The 15,134-nt window shown below is 61.2% G+C and carries 14 protein-coding genes; 3 read left to right on the top strand and 11 right to left on the bottom strand.

The features are described from left to right. Positions 1 to 25 precede the first annotated feature (25 nt). A complete protein-coding gene (gene fabA / locus HXS66_RS15170) occupies positions 26 to 541 on the top strand; it encodes a 3-hydroxyacyl-[acyl-carrier-protein] dehydratase FabA (RefSeq protein ID WP_077373372.1) in 516 nt (171 codons plus the stop codon). 13 nt (positions 542 to 554) lie between these two features. After that, entirely contained in the window at positions 555 to 1,772 is a 1,218-nt protein-coding gene (gene fabB, locus HXS66_RS15165; protein WP_077373369.1) for a beta-ketoacyl-ACP synthase I, read from the top strand. Positions 1,773 to 1,901: 129 nt separating this feature from the next. On the opposite strand, the gene HXS66_RS15160 is transcribed toward fabB, so the two are convergent. The 5 genes from HXS66_RS15160 to HXS66_RS15140 all read right to left on the bottom strand — a co-directional run bounded on the left by HXS66_RS15160 (position 1,902) and on the right by HXS66_RS15140 (position 8,641). Further along, complete coding sequence (locus HXS66_RS15160) at positions 1,902 to 2,663, bottom strand: 1-acyl-sn-glycerol-3-phosphate acyltransferase (protein ID WP_240499633.1); 762 nt, start codon at positions 2,661 to 2,663, stop codon at positions 1,902 to 1,904. 18 nt (positions 2,664 to 2,681) lie between these two features. Next, on the bottom strand, positions 2,682 to 3,566 hold the full coding sequence (locus HXS66_RS15155) for a sugar nucleotide-binding protein (RefSeq protein ID WP_077373366.1): 885 nt from the start codon (positions 3,564 to 3,566) through the stop codon (positions 2,682 to 2,684). A gap of 62 nt (positions 3,567 to 3,628) precedes the next feature. Beyond that, positions 3,629 to 6,133, bottom strand: a complete 2,505-nt coding sequence (locus HXS66_RS15150; protein ID WP_176503959.1) for a bifunctional diguanylate cyclase/phosphodiesterase — start codon at positions 6,131 to 6,133, stop codon at positions 3,629 to 3,631. Between the two features lie 363 nt (positions 6,134 to 6,496). Then, a complete protein-coding gene (locus HXS66_RS15145) occupies positions 6,497 to 7,138 on the bottom strand; it encodes a single-stranded DNA-binding protein (protein WP_077373360.1) in 642 nt (213 codons plus the stop codon). 87 nt (positions 7,139 to 7,225) lie between these two features. Next, positions 7,226 to 8,641: an MFS transporter gene (locus HXS66_RS15140; protein ID WP_176503958.1), complete on the bottom strand. Its 1,416-nt coding sequence runs from the start codon at positions 8,639 to 8,641 to the stop codon at positions 7,226 to 7,228. Positions 8,642 to 8,846: 205 nt separating this feature from the next. Between HXS66_RS15140 and uvrA the strand changes: the two genes are divergently transcribed. Then, positions 8,847 to 11,777 carry an excinuclease ABC subunit UvrA gene (gene uvrA, locus HXS66_RS15135; protein ID WP_218015195.1) on the top strand — a complete coding sequence of 977 codons (2,931 nt, stop codon included), beginning with the start codon at positions 8,847 to 8,849 and terminating at the stop codon, positions 11,775 to 11,777. Between the two features lie 188 nt (positions 11,778 to 11,965). Here the strand turns inward: uvrA and rplQ are convergent, their stop codons facing one another. The 6 genes from rplQ to rpmJ form a co-directional block, all read right to left on the bottom strand. Further along, positions 11,966 to 12,352, bottom strand: coding sequence for a 50S ribosomal protein L17 (gene rplQ / locus HXS66_RS15130; protein WP_065392559.1), 387 nt, complete (start codon positions 12,350 to 12,352; stop codon positions 11,966 to 11,968). Positions 12,353 to 12,398: 46 nt separating this feature from the next. Then, on the bottom strand, positions 12,399 to 13,397 hold the full coding sequence (locus HXS66_RS15125; RefSeq protein WP_065392560.1) for a DNA-directed RNA polymerase subunit alpha: 999 nt from the start codon (positions 13,395 to 13,397) through the stop codon (positions 12,399 to 12,401). A 74-nt stretch (positions 13,398 to 13,471) separates the two neighbouring features. Further along, a complete protein-coding gene (gene rpsD / locus HXS66_RS15120; RefSeq protein WP_065392561.1) occupies positions 13,472 to 14,092 on the bottom strand; it encodes a 30S ribosomal protein S4 in 621 nt (206 codons plus the stop codon). A 12-nt stretch (positions 14,093 to 14,104) separates the two neighbouring features. Then, positions 14,105 to 14,488 (bottom strand): 30S ribosomal protein S11, encoded by a 384-nt coding sequence (gene rpsK, locus HXS66_RS15115; protein WP_043334827.1) that lies wholly within the window; start codon positions 14,486 to 14,488, stop codon positions 14,105 to 14,107. Between the two features lie 30 nt (positions 14,489 to 14,518). Beyond that, on the bottom strand, positions 14,519 to 14,875 hold the full coding sequence (gene rpsM / locus HXS66_RS15110) for a 30S ribosomal protein S13 (RefSeq protein ID WP_024950672.1): 357 nt from the start codon (positions 14,873 to 14,875) through the stop codon (positions 14,519 to 14,521). A gap of 131 nt (positions 14,876 to 15,006) precedes the next feature. Then, positions 15,007 to 15,120, bottom strand: a complete 114-nt coding sequence (gene rpmJ, locus HXS66_RS15105) for a 50S ribosomal protein L36 (RefSeq protein WP_077373351.1) — start codon at positions 15,118 to 15,120, stop codon at positions 15,007 to 15,009. Positions 15,121 to 15,134 lie beyond the last annotated feature (14 nt).

Below are 15,134 nucleotides of genomic sequence, written 5' to 3'. Positions count from 1 at the left end.
CCATCCCGCTACTCGGAATGACTCAGTGACCAAGCAACACTCCTTTACTCGCGACGAGCTGCTGGCCTGCGGCCAGGGCGAACTCTTCGGCCCGGGCAATGCGCAACTGCCTGCTCCCAACATGCTGATGCTGGATCGCATCACTCACATCAGTGAGGAAGGCGGTAGCCACGGCAAGGGGCAGTTGATCGCTGAGCTCGATATCACTCCGGACCTGTGGTTCTTCGACTGCCACTTCCCGGGCGATCCGGTCATGCCGGGCTGCCTGGGCCTCGATGCCATGTGGCAACTGGTCGGGTTCCACCTCGGCTGGCTTGGCAACCCGGGCCGCGGTCGTGCGCTGGGCTGCGGAGAAGTGAAATTCTCCGGTCAGGTCCTGCCGACCGCCAAGAAGGTGACCTACACCATCAACATCAAGCGGGTCATCACTCGCAAGCTGATCCTCGGCATCGCCGATGGCACAGTCACCGTTGATGGCCGCGACATCTATCAGGCCAACGACCTGCGCGTCGGTCTGTTCACCTCCACTGCGAACTTCTGAACGGGAGGCTCCCATGCGTAGAGTGGTAGTCACCGGGCTGGGCATTGTTTCCTGCCTGGGCAATGATCGCCAGCAGGTCCTGGAATCCCTCCAAGAGGGACGTTCCGGTATCCGCCGCAAAGAGGAATACGCCGAGCTTGGCTTCCGCAGCCAGGTCGCGGGCGTAGTCGACATCAACCTCGAAGACCATATCGATCGCAAGCAACTGCGCTTCATGGGAGATGCCGCGGCGTATGCCTACATCTCCATGGAGCAGGCGATCGCTGATTCCGGCCTGAGCCCGGAGCAGGTCTCCAACGAGCGTACCGGCCTGATCGCCGGTTCCGGTGGCGCATCTTCCGCCAACCAGGTCGAGGCCGCTGACATCATGCGCGCCAAGGGCCTGCGCCGCGTCGGACCGTACCGCGTCACCCGCACCATGGGCTCCACCGTCTCCGCGTGTCTGGCCACGCCGTTCAAGATCAAGGGCATCAACTACTCGATCTCCTCGGCCTGTGCGACATCGGCTCACTGCATCGGCAGCGCTGTCGAGCAGATCCAGCTGAACAAGCAGGACGTGGTCTTCGCTGGCGGCGGTGAAGAAGAACACTGGACACTGTCCTGCCTGTTCGATGCCATGGGCGCGCTCTCCACCAGTTACAACGACTCGCCGGAAACCGCGTCTCGTCCGTACGACACCACCCGTGACGGCTTCGTCATCGCTGGCGGTGGCGGCATGCTGGTACTGGAAGAGCTGGAGCACGCCAAGGCACGTGGCGCCAAGATCTACGCCGAAGTGACAGGCTACGGCGCAACGTCAGACGGCCACGACATGGTGGCACCGTCCGGTGAAGGCGCCGCACGCTGCATGCGTCAGGCGATGGCAACCGTGAATGGCAAGATCGACTACATCAACACTCACGGCACCTCGACGCCAGTGGGTGATGTCGCCGAACTCAAGGCCATCCAGGAAGTCTTCGGTGCGGACAGCCCGGCGATGAGCTCCACCAAGTCGCTGACCGGCCACTCTCTGGGCGCCACTGGCGTGCAGGAAGCCATCTACTCGCTGCTGATGATGGAGAACGACTTCATTGCCGCCTCCGCCAACGTCAGCGAACTGGATGAACGCGCCGACGGCCTCGATATCGTCACCACTCGCCGTGATGGCGTGAAGATCGAGCGTGTGCTCTCCAACAGCTTCGGCTTCGGTGGCACCAACGCCTGTCTGATCCTGGAGCGCTTCCAGGACTGAGATCATGGATCTCTGACCGGTGATGCATGACACGAAAAGGCCGCCCCATGGGGCGGCCTTTTTGCTGATGCCGAGCTATCGGCTGGCTTTCACATCACTTCACCGCCCGACTTCCTCCAATCGGAGCGCTCAGACGCCCACGCTGTCTGCCGGTGCCTTTTCCTCGAGTGGCGGACGTGGAGTGCGGGATATCCGCTGCAAGGTGTCTTCCACCCACCCCTCGACATCCGCGATCACCGCATCCGGCTTGCGGCCGGTGGTCTCGATCGCAGGCCCGAAGACGACATGCAGGGTGCCAGAACGCTTGATCCAGCTGTCATTGGGCCAGATCTCGCCTGCATTGTGGGCCACCGGGACGACCGGCACTCCAGCACGACAGGCAATCGCGGCACCTGACTTGTTGAACTTCTTGCGCGTCCCCGGAGCCAGGCGTGTCCCTTCCGGGAAGATCAGCACCGTGAAGCCATCCTTGAGCCGCTGCGTTCCCACGCTCAACACCTGCTTGAGCGCCTTGGCGGGCTGCTTGCGGTCCAGCGGAATCGGCTCAAGCAGCTTGAGCCCCCAGCCGAAGACGGGAATCTTGAGCAACTCCTGCTTGAGCACGGTGCATAGCGGCCGCTTGACCACCTGCAGATAGATGGTTTCCCACTCACTCTGGTGGTTGGAGAGCAGAACGCATGCCCCTTCAGGCAGCTGCTCACGTCCGCTGACCTCTACCCTGACGCCACAGGTAAGACGGAACCACCAGAGCACAAGGTGGTTGTAACTATGCAGAACGCGATAACGTGCCTTGAGCGGCAAGCAGGCTGCCACGGGTACCAGCACCAGGGCACTGAGCAGCAACGCCATGAAATAACCGAAGTAAAACAACACACTACGCAGTGCATTCACAGTAAAGATCTCCGCACGTCAGACATCCTCTTGAGGTGAGGTCACCGGGGTGCGCTGTGCCACCCAATCGTCCAGCAGGCGGGACAGCTCCAGCCGCCAGGGTTTCTGATGCACCCCGAAGGTCTCCAGCACTCGTCGACAGTTGAGCACTCGGCGCAGCGGAGTTCCCGAGTTGAGCGTCAACGCCTTGATCGGGCCGGGTGATACCTCCTCCCCGATCCCCTCGAGCCGAGTGATCAGCTGAGTCCGCACCACGCTGATGAAGGCGTAACTGCTGACAGGCTCGGTACCCGCCAGATGATAGGCGCCCCAGGAACCCGCACCGCAACGTTGCTGTTGCAGCATGCCGACCAACGCCATGGCCACGGCGTCGACACTGGTCGGGCACAGGATGACGTCTTCCGCAGCGCGGACTTCCTGACCCGCGAGCAACGACTCGATCAGCGTCGGCAGCCAGGCATCACGGCCGTCAGGGCCGAACAACGGCCCGAGACGCACGATCAGATGGCTCGGCAATTCGGCGCGGATGCGGTCGCCCGTGGCGATGACCCGACGCAATGCCGTATCGATGGGGGACGGCACCTCTTCCTCATCGAGCAAGCCTTCCCCGCCCTGCTCGAACATCTGGTCCGCCACGCACCACACCAGCGGCGTGTCTGTCTCGACACAGGCCGCCAGCACGGCTTCCACATGCTCGGCATGCGCCGTGACGTCTGCCGGTGCCGAGTCCGCAGGACTGACGAAGGGAGGCACGATCACCACATCCGCGCGATGCGAGCGAATATCACTGGCGTCGATACGCACGGCATCAAGCACTTGAAGCTCGAGATCCGTACGGGTGTTGGCCACTCGGGCCAGGCCGAGGCTCAGGCAATGCCCGGCATCCAGCAGCAAGAGTTTCACAGGCACACTCCGGCAAACAGACGCATCGGCACGAAGCGTGCCGATGCAAAGGCGACATTCTATCAACCTTGCAGGCTGGCTGCAGGCCCGTTGTCGCGCCGGGGACCAGAAGTGAGCAGCACCCCTCCCAGCGGCTGGGGGCGACCGATACCATAGCCCTGAACGAGATCGACACCGATCTGCTCAAGTGCCGGCAGCAAGTCACGTCGCTCCACGTATTCGGCGATGGTGACGATGCCCATCTGGGCACAGATGCGGCAGATGGCCGAGACGATGGCAGCGTCTAGGCTGTCACGGGTCAGATTGCGCACGAAGGCGCCATCGATCTTGAGCTGATTGACGGGCAACTCCTTGAGATAGGCGAAAGAGGACATTCCGCTGCCGAAATCGTCCAGCGAGAAGCTGCAGCCAAGGCGACGAATGCCACGAATGAATTCGCGTGCTTGCGCCAGATTGCTGATGGCGGCCGTCTCGGTGATCTCGAAGCACAATCGCTCAGGCGCCACGCCACTCTCCTCGATCATGGTGATCAGCTGATCGCGCAATGGCATGTCACTCAGGCTTTGCCCCGAGAGATTGATGGCCAGGATGGCGTCTTCTTCAATGCGCCCGTCATTGGATTTCAGTACCTGCAGCGCTTCAGTGACGACCCAGACATCAATGGCAGGCATCAGCCCGAAGCGCTCGGCAGTGCCCATGAAGTGGGCCGGGGTCATATGCTCGCCCTCGGCATTGACGTAGCGCAGCAATACTTCGTAGTAAGGCCCACTGGAAGGGCGGCACAACGATTCAATCGGCTGGATATAGAGCGTGAAGAAGCGTTTCTCCAGCGCTTCCTGCAACAGAGGCAACCATTGGAGCTCGCGCTGGGCACGCTCGAGCCCGGCATCTTCCTCGTGATAGGCATGCACCTGGTTGCGACCATTCTGCTTGGCCATGTAACAGGCCGCGTCGGCCTGACGCAGCACTTCCGTGGCCGGTGCACTCCCCGTGATGGACGCCAGGCCGATGCTGACACCCAGCTGGAACTGACGCCCATCCTCGAGATAACGATAATCCGCGATGGTCGAGCAGAGTCTCGAGGCGCGCTCCAGTGCCTGTTCACGATTGCATCGATAGAGGATGACCGCGAATTCATCGCCTCCCAGACGGGCCAGCACATCAGAATCCCGGACCTGCTCGCGCATCAGATGCGCAATCTCGCGCAGCACGGTATCCCCCGCCGCATGACCGCAGGTGTCGTTGATGACCTTGAAGAAGTCGAGATCCAGATACAGCAATTGATGCAGATCGCCGTCTTCCAGCGAGGCCCCCAGAGCATCATCGAAGGCACTGCGGTTCTGCAGCCCCGTCAGGCTGTCATGATGGGCCTGGAAATCGAGCCGACGAATCATCGCCTGGCGATAACTGATGTCACGGAAGACCAGCACGGCACCTTCCACCTCATCATTGCGAGCGCGTACCGGAGACGCCTTGAGCTCTATCGCACACTCACTGCCATCCCTGGCGACCAGCAGGGTCTGGTTCGCCATGTGCACGACCTCCCCGCGGCTGAGCACGACATCCAGGTGGGTATCCATCATGTGGAGGGAGCCCTCATGGCGCAATTGCAGAATGCGCGCCCAGGGGCGGCCCCGGGCCAGCGCGGGATCCCAGCCACACAATTCTGCCGCGATGGGATTGATGTGGCGGATCATTCCCTCCCGATCAAGGCTGATCACTCCTTCATCGATGGAATCCAGCATCACGGTCACCTGATCCCGCTCGTGACGCAATTCCCGGGTGCGATACTCCAGCAGACCGCTCAACCGCGCCCGATAGTGTCGACTGCGCCGCACACGACTTTCTGCCTTCAGCGCCAGCAACGTCAGTCCCAGCACGGCCAGTGAGGCAACCCCGAGTATCACTGCCAGCCAGACATGCTGCCCTCCCCCCGAACGAAGCGGGGGAGCCGGCATCACCGAGTCAGGCACCACTTCCATCGCCGCCATGCCCAGATAGTGCATCCCTGCGATCGCTCCCCCCATCAGCAATGCAGCAAGGGCCTGATAACTGCGACGCGGGCGGCGTTGATGCAGAAAGAGCCCTCCAAGCCACAGCGCAGCCGTCGAGGCGATGACGGCCACCAGAATCGACAGTCCCAACAACGGGGCATCGTAGCGATACGCCATCGGCATCTGCATCGCCGCCATGCCGAGATAGTGCATCGAAGCGATCCCGCCTCCCATCACCGCCCCGCTGCCAAACAGCCATGGCAGCGTCAAGCGCGACAGCGTGTTGGCCCACAGCGCCAGTCCGGAAGAGAGCACGGCCACCATCATCGAGAGTAGCGTCAAGCCCCACTCATAGGTGACCGACGTACCGATGTCATAGGCCAGCATGCCGATGAAATGCATTGACCAGATGCCCAGGCCCATCGCCAGAGCCCCACCCAGCAGCCACCCCAGGCGACTGGCACGCGACACCGACAGCGCGACCTGCCGAATCAGCTGCAAGGCAGCATGAGATGCCAGTACCGCGACCAGAATGGAAAGCAATACCAGTGAGGGGGAATAGCTACCATGCATGAATGACCTCAATCATCGGGGGCCTGCCAAGGGGAACGAGCTGAAAGTGGACATACACTTGAAACGATAGTTTACCTGCAAGGTACGGAACTGCCTGATTTTTTCCTCCACGCTCAGTGTCCTCAAGCGAGACGACAGCGTGATGGCCCGATCATCGGACTCGGGGCTTCCCCCCTTACGCTCGCAGAGCGACTTTGGATGTATCGGCCGATATCCTGGCAGATGGAGGGGGAATGCCTGAAAACCTCCCCGCCCTCTCACGCAGTACCCTCGATACCTCGAGAGGTTTCCTTTGCCTCCAGAAACGAAAAACCCCCGCAGAGCGGGGGTTCGAGACAATATGGATGACCATGGAACTGACGATCAGAACGGAATCTCATCATCGAAATCGTCAAAGCTGCCAGCCGGCGGCGCGCCGAAATTGTTGTTCTGCGAGTTCTGTTGAGGAGGCTGATGAGCGGGCTGCTGAGCCGGAGGCGGAGTATGCGGCGCCGGCGGCTGACCACCGAAGTTGCCACCCTGCTGCGGTGCCGGCGGCTGGCCGCCGAACTGGCCACCCTGCTGCGGAGCTGCCGCGGCCTGCTGCTGACCACCATACTGACCACCTTGCTGAGGTGCCTGCTGGGGACGACCGCCGCCACTGAAGCCGCCACCGCCGCCGCCTTCACCACGGGTATCCAGCATCTGCATGTCATTGGCGACGATTTCGGTGCTGTAGCGGTCGTTGCCGTTCTGATCCTGCCACTTGCGCGTCTGTAGACGACCTTCGATATAGAGGCGTGAGCCTTTCTTGACGTATTGCTGAGCGATTTCCGCCAGCTTGTTGAACATCACCACACGGTGCCATTCGGTACGTTCCTGACGCTGACCGCTCTGACGGTCATTCCAGGTATCCGTGGTGGCGAGGTTGAGGTTGCACACCGCACTACCGGACGGAGTGAAACGGACTTCCGGATCCTGACCGAGATTACCGATCAGAATGACCTTGTTTACGCCGCGAGCCATGAAGATTACTCCTGAAAATAGACCGGTGCACATCAGGCACCGGCGAAGGTATCGAGTGCACTGACAGTGATCTGCCAGTGTCAGGGTTCAGCTGGCAGGTGCCTCGGCACCTGCCGGAGTTTCGCCATCACGCTGGCGAGTGAAAGTCGCCAGCGCCTTGTCATCCAGTGTATCGCGTGTGACCTTCAGATAGGCGACCTGTTCCTCACGCACGACCAGAGCTTCTTCCACGCCGGCAATGGCCAGCAGGCGCGTCTGCAACTCGACGGCCGGAAGCCTCGCGGCTTCTGGCGACAGGCCGACCACTTCACTGCCAAGATGTCGCGGCGGCTGCATGTTCCAGACTACGGCCAGCCACAGCAGCGCCAGCAACCCCATGCCGAAGAAGACGCCACTCAGTCCGAACTGGCCCGTCAGCCAGCCGCCGCCGACACCCCCCACGAAGGCACCGAGGAACTGGCTGGTCGAATACACCCCCATCGCGGTGCCCTTGGCACCGGCCGGCGCCAGCTTGGAGATCATCGACGGCAAGGTGGCTTCCAGCAGATTGAAGGCCACGAAGAACAGCCACAGCAGGCCAAGGAAGGGCACGAGACCTGCGTGCTCGATGCCATCCACCCCCAGCAGCAACAGGCTTGTCGCGATGGTCGCCACGGCGCCCAGGAAGACCGGCTTCATGCGGCGGTACTTCTCGGCCACGATGACCAGCGGAAGCATGGCGACAAACGCCAGGCCCATCAAGGGCAGATAGACCCAGCCATGATGGGCGGGCGCGATGCCGAAGTTGACCAGCTGCTGCGGAATGGCCACGAAACAGGCCGTGAGGATCATGTGCAGCGCAAAGATCGACACATCCATGCGCAACAATGCGGAATTCGCAAGAATGCCCTTGAGCTGGCGACGATCAAGCCCCACATCTTGATGCTGACGCCTGGGTGCGGCAGGCACCAGTTTCCAGAGTACGAACACGCTCGCCACGGCCATGATGGCCGTCAGCCAGAAGATGCCCGAAAGTCCGAACGCATCCGCGGTCAGGGGTCCCGCGACCATCGCCAGCGCGAAGGCGACGCCGATCGACATGCCGATGGAGGCCATCGCCATGGTGCGCACCTCCTCTCGCGTCTGATCGGCCAGCAGCGCCATGATCGCACCTGCCACGGCACCGCTGCCCTGCAGGCAACGACCAAGGATGATCATCTCGATGCTGTCGGCATTTGCCGCGACCAACGAGCCAAGGATGAATAGCCCGAGTCCGAAGCCGATCACGGCCTTGCGCCCGAGGCGATCGGACAACCAGCCGAAGGGGATCTGCAGCAGTGCCTGGGTCAGGCCATACCCGCCCAACGCGACGCCGACCAGCGTCGGCGTCGCGCCAGCCAGATCACGGGTGTAGAGCGCCAGCACCGGCAACACCATGAACAGCCCGAGCATGCGGGTGGCATACAGGCTGGCAAGGCCGACGATGGCGCGACGTTCCGGCGCTAGCAGTCGAGAGGTCTTCATGGATGGCGGCGGGCTCCGGAGCAGGACAGTCAAGAAAGGGAGGCCGACCACGCGGGTCGCCAGAGAGTAGACTCCATGGGTGCTGATCACCGATGGACTGCACATTCTAAGGCTCGCCTGTCGGCTTTGAAAGCATGCAGCCTTTGCCGGGCGTTTCGCCCGCGCCTTATAATCGTTGCTTTTATCGACGCAGCCCGAGGTGGCAATGGACAGGATTCAGGTCAGGGGTGCGCGCACCCACAACCTCAAGAACATCGATGTCGAACTGCCGCGTGACAAGCTGATCGTGGTGACCGGGCTCTCCGGTTCCGGCAAGTCGTCACTTGCCTTTGACACACTCTATGCCGAGGGACAGCGGCGCTACGTCGAATCACTGTCCACCTATGCTCGCCAGTTTCTGTCGATGATGGAAAAACCGGATATCGACCACATCGAGGGTCTGTCACCGGCGATTTCCATCGAACAGAAATCGACATCCCACAACCCTCGCTCCACCGTCGGTACCATTACCGAGATCTACGACTACCTGCGCCTTCTGTACGCTCGCGCCGGGACGCCGCGCTGCCCGGACCACGACATCGACCTGGAAGCCCAGACCATCTCGCAGATGGTCGATCAGGCGCTGGCCCTGCCCGAGGGCAGCAAGCTGATGCTGCTGGCACCGGTAGTCAGCGGGCGCAAGGGCGAGCACCTGCAACTGCTTTCCGAGCTGCGCGCCCAGGGCTTCGTCCGCGCGCGTATCGATGGCCTCATCGTCGAGCTGGATGACCTCAAGCCGCTGGAAAAGAACAAGAAGCATGATATCGACGTCGTCGTCGATCGCTTCAAGGTGCGCGAGGACCTCAAGCAGCGTCTGGCCGAGTCCTTCGAGACCGCACTGAACCTTGCCGATGGCAGCGCCCGGCTGCACTTCATGGACGGCGAACAGGAAGACCTGGTGTTCTCGTCGCGCTTCGCCTGCCCGGTGTGTGGCTATGCCCTGGCCGAGCTGGAGCCACGCCTGTTCTCCTTCAACAACCCGGCTGGCGCCTGCCCGACCTGTGACGGTCTCGGGGTGAAGCAATACTTCGACCCGGAGAAGCTGATCAGCCATCCGGAGCTGTCGCTGGCCGAAGGCGTGATCAAGGGCTGGGACCGTCGCAGCGTCTATTACTTCAGCCAGCTGCAGGCCGTCGCCGAGCACTATGGTTTCGCTCTGGAAGCCGCCTGGGAATCACTCAGTGATGAAGCGCGTGATGCCGTGCTCAATGGCAGCGGACGTGAGGATATCGCGTTCAGCTACGTCAATGACCGCGGCCGCAAGGTGACGCGCGAACATCCCTTCGAGGGCGTACTGCCCAACATGGAGCGGCGCTACCGTGAGACCGAATCCAACATGGTGCGCGAGGATCTCGCCCGCTATCTGGCCGTTCAACCCTGCCCGAGCTGCGATGGCTCACGTCTGCGCCGCGAGGCACGCAATGTCTACGTCGACAATCGCACCCTCGCCGAGGTCGTGCGCCAGCCGATCGGCGAAGCGTGGGAAGAGTTCGGCAAGCTGAGCCTGCCCGGGCGCAAGGGCGAGATCGCTGCCAAGATCGTCAACGAGATCCAGGCGCGCCTCGAATTCCTCGTCAATGTCGGCCTCGACTATCTGACGCTGGAGCGCAGCGCCGATACCCTTTCCGGGGGTGAGGCACAGCGCATCCGTCTTGCCAGCCAGATCGGCGCCGGCCTGGTCGGCGTGATGTACATCCTCGATGAGCCCTCCATCGGCCTGCATCAGCGTGACAATGACCGCCTGCTCAAGACACTGATTCACCTGCGTGATCTGGGCAACACCGTGATCGTGGTCGAGCATGATGAAGATGCCATCCGCGCCGCGGACCACGTGCTCGATATCGGCCCCGGGGCTGGCGTGCACGGCGGTGAGATCGTCGCCCAGGGCACCCCGGCGCAGATCGAGGCGACGCCCGGCTCATTGACCGGACAGTACCTGAGTGGCGAGCGTGAGATCGCCGTGCCGCCCTATCGCCTGCCCGCCAATCCCGAAAAGGTGCTGCGCCTGACAGGTGCCACAGGCAACAACCTGCAGAACGTGACGCTGACGCTGCCGACAGGCCTGCTGACCTGCATCACCGGCGTCTCCGGCTCAGGCAAGTCGACACTGATCAACGCCACGCTGATGCCGCTGGCCGCCCGTGAGCTCAATCGTGCGACCACGCTGACCCCGGCGCCCTACGGCAAGATCGAGGGGCTGGATCTGTTCGACAAGATGGTGGACATCGATCAGAGTCCCATCGGGCGTACACCTCGCTCCAACCCCGCCACCTATACCGGGATCTTCACGCCGATCCGCGAGCTGTTCTCCGGGACCCAGGAAGCGCGCGCGCGCGGCTACAAGCCGGGCCGCTTCAGCTTCAACGTCAAGGGTGGGCGCTGCGAAGCCTGTCAGGGCGATGGCCTGATCAAGGTCGAGATGCACTTCCTGCCTGACATGTACGTGCCCTGCGATGTCTGCAAGGGCAAGCGCTACAATCGTGAGACGCTCGAGGTCCAGTACAAGGGCAAGAACATCCATGAAGTGCTGGAGATGACCATCGAGGAGGCACTGGAGTTCTTCTCTCCGGTGCCCGCCATCGCGCGTCGACTGCAGACACTGATGGATGTCGGCCTGTCCTATGTCCGCCTCGGCCAGAGCGCGACCACGCTCTCCGGCGGGGAAGCCCAACGCGTCAAGCTGGCGCGCGAGCTGGCCAAGCGCGATACCGGCAAGACGCTCTACATTCTCGATGAGCCGACCACCGGCCTGCACTTCGAGGATATCCGACAACTGCTGGTGGTCCTGCACCGCCTGCGCGATCACGGCAACACCGTCGTCGTCATCGAGCACAACCTGGATGTGATCAAGACCGCTGACTGGTTGATCGATCTGGGGCCGGAAGGCGGCTCAGGCGGGGGCCAGATCATCGCCGAGGGGACACCGGAGCAACTGGCAACGCAGGAGGTCTCGCATACCGGTCGCTTCCTGGCACCGCTGCTGAAGCGCCAGAGAGCCTCCAACGCCAAGACAGGCGCTCAAGACACGTCAGCGGACAGCAAGCCGTCCAATGGCGGGAAGCCCGGCAGCAAGAAGAAGACAGAAACCAGCAACTGACCTTCGTCAGGTGCCCCAGCGACACCCCTGACTCCTTCGTACCGTTTCCTTGCGGAACTTGACGAGTCAGGGCTTGCCCATGACGCCTGGCCGCATGAGCTGCCCAACCGACAGGCCTGTCTATCAGGCATAAAAAAAGGCCAACCCCGAAGGGTTGGCCTTTTCTTGTGGACGAAGCAAGCCGAAGCTTACTCTTCGCCCGCTGCCTCGGAGGCAGCCGGACGATCGACCAGCTCGACGAATGCCATCGGGGCATTGTCACCGGCACGATAGCCACACTTCAGGATACGCAGGTAACCGCCCGGACGGGTGGTGTAGCGCGGGCCGAGCTCATTGAAGAGCTTGCCGACCGCTTCCTTGGAACCGGTACGAGAGAACGCCAAACGACGGTTCGCAACGGAATCCTGCTTGGCCAGGGTGATCAGCGGCTCGATATGACGACGCAGTTCCTTGGCTTTCGGCAGGGTAGTCTTGATGACTTCGTGCTCTACCAGAGAGATGCACATGTTCTTGAACATGGCTTCACGGTGAGAGCTGGTACGGTTCAGGTGACGACCACTCTTACGATGACGCATGGTTGTGATTCCTTACCAGTCTGGGGCTTGAGCCGACCGGGCTTCCTTAAGCGGAAGCCTTGTCGTCCTTCAGGCTTGCGGGCGGCCAGTTTTCCAACCGCATGCCGAGGGACAGACCACGCGCGGACAGCACGTCCTTGATTTCATTCAAGGACTTCTTGCCGAGATTCGGGGTCTTCAGCAGCTCAACTTCGGTGCGCTGAATGAGATCACCGATGTAATAGATATTCTCGGCCTTGAGACAGTTCGCACTGCGAACGGTCAGCTCAAGATCGTCTACGGGACGGAGAAGGATCGGATCGATTTGATCTTCCTCTTCTTCGACTTCCTGTTCCTTGTCTGCTTCCAGATCAACGAAGGCGGCCAGCTGCTCCTGCAAGATGGTTGCGGAGCGGCGGATCGCTTCTTCCGGATCCAGCGTGCCGTCGGTTTCCAGGTCAATCACCAGCTTGTCAAGGTTGGTGCGCTGTTCAACACGCGCCGCCTCGACAGCATAGGAGACCCGGCGAACCGGCGTGAAGGTCGCATCCAGCTGGAGACGGCCAATGGCACGTGATTCGTCATCTGCAGAGAGACGCGCGTCAGCCGGTTCGTAGCCGCGGCCACGAGCGATCTTGAGTTGCATCTTCAGCTCGCCACCATCATTCAGGTGAGCGATGACGTGATCCGGATTCACGATTTCGAGATCATGGTCACCGGCGATGTCGCCAGCAGTCACGATGCCCGGGCCCTTCTTGTTCAGCGCCAGCACAGCTTCGTCGCGACCATGCATCTTGATGGCCACGTCCTTGAGGTTCAGCAGGATTTCGATGACATCCTCCTGTACCCCTTCAATGGCGCTGTACTCGTGCAGAACGCCTTCGATCTCAGCTTCCACGACGGCACAGCCGGGCATGGAAGACAGCAGGATGCGACGCAGAGCATTCCCCAGGGTGTGGCCGAAACCACGCTCGAAGGGCTCGAGGACGATCCGCGCATGATGGGCGCTGACTTCCTCGACCTTGATATCGCGAGGACGGAGAAACTCTGTCACTGAGCGCTGCATAAGAACACCTTTAAGGCTGCCAAACGGATAATCTGGGTACTCCAGCCGGGCCGACGAATCAGCCCGGCATCACATTACTTGGAGTACAGCTCGACGATCAGGTTTTCGTTGATATCGGCAGACAGGTCGCCACGCTCGGGGACAGCCTTGAAAGTGCCTTCCATCTTCTTGGAGTCGACGTCGACCCAGGAGACATCACCGCGGTTGGCAGCGAGTGCCAGAGACTGCTGGATGCGAGCCTGGTTCTTGGCCTTCTCACGAACGGTAACCACATCACCGGCCTTCACATTGAAGGAAGCGACGTTGACGGTACGGCCGTTCACGGCGATCGCCTTGTGGCTGACCAGCTGACGTGCCTCGGAACGCGTGGAGCCGAAGCCCATGCGGTAGACGACGTTGTCGAGGCGAGCCTCGAGGAGCTGGAGCAGAACCTCACCAGTCGCGCCTTTCACGCGAGCGGCTTCTTTGTAGTAATTGCGGAATTGCTTTTCCAGAACGCCGTACATGCGACGAACCTTCTGCTTTTCACGCAACTGCAGGCCGTAGTCTGAAAGACGTTGACGGCGCTGGCCATGAACACCCGGGGGTTGTTCGGATTTGCACTTCTTCTCGAACGGAGTCACGCCACTCTTCAGGAAGAGGTCGGTGCCTTCACGACGAGACAGTTTGCACTTCGGTCCAATATAACGAGCCATGAGTCTGTCTCCTTAAACGCGGCGTTTCTTCGGCGGACGGCACCCATTATGCGGGATGGGGGTCACGTCGGTGATGCTTTGCACGCGGAAGCCTGCGGCATTGAGAGCACGCACGGCGGACTCACGACCCGGACCCGGGCCCTTGACCAGCACGTCGACGTTCTTCACACCATATTCGGCTGCAGCGGTCGCTGCACGTTCACTTGCGACTTGCGCAGCGAACGGGGTGCTCTTGCGAGAACCACGAAAACCCGAACCACCGGCAGTTGCCCAGGAGAGAGCATTGCCCTGGCGGTCTGTGATCGTCACGATAGTGTTGTTAAAAGAGGCATGGATATGCGCGATGGCATCCACTACCTGCTTTTTAACCTTCTTGCGCTTACTCGGGTTAGCCATTAGATGTTTCCTGTCTAAACGCCAGTTCGTTTACTTGCGAATCGGTTTACGCGGACCTTTGCGTGTACGTGCGTTGGTCTTGGTGCGCTGACCGCGCAACGGAAGACCACGACGATGGCGCAGGCCACGATAGCAACCGAGGTCCATGAGACGCTTGATGTTCAGCGTGATCTCACGACGCAGGTCGCCTTCGACGGTGTACTTACCCACCTCGGCACGAACCAGGTCCAGTTGTTCAACAGACAGATCAGCGATCTTGACGCTCGGTTCTAAACCGAGAGCGGCGCAGATCTGCTGTGCACGCGTACGGCCAATCCCGAAGATATAAGTCAGCGAGATCGCCGCGTGCTTGTTGTCCGGGATATTGACGCCAGCAATACGGGCCATCAGTTTTCTCCGAAAGGTTAGCGGCGGATTTTACATCCACAAAGGGCGCAATAGCATACCCCTTGATCCCGTTGGGAACAAGGGGGTATGCCAGCACCCGAGCTTGTATTCAGCTAAGCGGGGTCGAGGGATTAGCCCTGACGCTGCTTGTGGCGCGGCTCAGTGCAGATGACCCGCACTGCGCCACGACGCCGAATGATCTTGCAGTTACGGCAAATTTTCTTGACGGAAGCTCGAACTTTCATCGTTCTCTCCAGTT

This window comes from Cobetia sp. 5-11-6-3 (assembly GCF_013374055.1).
GTDB classification, from domain to species: domain Bacteria; phylum Pseudomonadota; class Gammaproteobacteria; order Pseudomonadales; family Halomonadaceae; genus Cobetia; species Cobetia marina.
The sequence above is the reverse complement of the archived record's forward strand: the minus strand, read 5'-3'. Positions and strand labels throughout refer to the sequence as shown.

Coding starts and splice junctions, on each gene's coding strand:
- HXS66_RS15125 (WP_065392560.1), bottom strand. CDS start 13,397: ATGCAGCGCTCAGTGACAGAGTTTCTCCGTCCTCGCGATATCAAGGTC.
- uvrA (WP_218015195.1), top strand. CDS start 8,847: ATGGACAGGATTCAGGTCAGGGGTGCGCGCACCCACAACCTCAAGAAC.
- HXS66_RS15150 (WP_176503959.1), bottom strand. CDS start 6,133: ATGCATGGTAGCTATTCCCCCTCACTGGTATTGCTTTCCATTCTGGTC.
- rpmJ (WP_077373351.1), bottom strand. CDS start 15,120: ATGAAAGTTCGAGCTTCCGTCAAGAAAATTTGCCGTAACTGCAAGATC.
- rpsK (WP_043334827.1), bottom strand. CDS start 14,488: ATGGCTAACCCGAGTAAGCGCAAGAAGGTTAAAAAGCAGGTAGTGGAT.
- rplQ (WP_065392559.1), bottom strand. CDS start 12,352: ATGCGTCATCGTAAGAGTGGTCGTCACCTGAACCGTACCAGCTCTCAC.
- rpsD (WP_065392561.1), bottom strand. CDS start 14,092: ATGGCTCGTTATATTGGACCGAAGTGCAAACTGTCTCGTCGTGAAGGC.
- HXS66_RS15145 (WP_077373360.1), bottom strand. CDS start 7,138: ATGGCTCGCGGCGTAAACAAGGTCATTCTGATCGGTAATCTCGGTCAG.
- fabB (WP_077373369.1), top strand. CDS start 555: ATGCGTAGAGTGGTAGTCACCGGGCTGGGCATTGTTTCCTGCCTGGGC.
- HXS66_RS15140 (WP_176503958.1), bottom strand. CDS start 8,641: ATGAAGACCTCTCGACTGCTAGCGCCGGAACGTCGCGCCATCGTCGGC.
- rpsM (WP_024950672.1), bottom strand. CDS start 14,875: ATGGCCCGTATTGCTGGCGTCAATATCCCGGACAACAAGCACGCGGCG.